At 72.0% G+C, this 254-nt stretch carries 1 protein-coding gene; it reads right to left on the bottom strand.

The genetic code is table 11. The features are described 5' to 3' along the window. Positions 1-180, bottom strand: a 180-nt coding sequence (locus D7X55_RS42775) for a hypothetical protein (RefSeq protein WP_147470577.1), incomplete at its 3' end; no start/stop codon positions are given. Between the last annotated feature and the right edge of the window lie 74 nt (positions 181-254).

Here is a 254-nt window from a genome sequence, read left to right as displayed (position 1 = left end):
CCGCACGCCCTGGGCCTTGCGCAACTGCCGCACCATGCGCTTCACGGCCGAGTAGCTCGCCGCGAAGCCCTCCACCTCCAGCCGCAGCCTGTCGTGGATGGCGCGTGCGCCCACCCCCTGTCCGAGCTGTTGCCGCGCATCTTTGTTGATGGCCGGGTGATCCGGCTGGTTGATGGCCATCGCTGGAGGCGCGCGTCAGCGCGCCGCGCAGCGTGATGGGCATCGGGGGCGAGCGCGCGTAGCGCGCAAGCCCG

The sequence above is a fragment of the Corallococcus sp. AB049A genome (assembly GCF_003668885.1).
GTDB lineage: Bacteria > Myxococcota > Myxococcia > Myxococcales > Myxococcaceae > Corallococcus > Corallococcus interemptor.
This window is presented reverse-complemented; position numbering and strand designations above follow the sequence as displayed.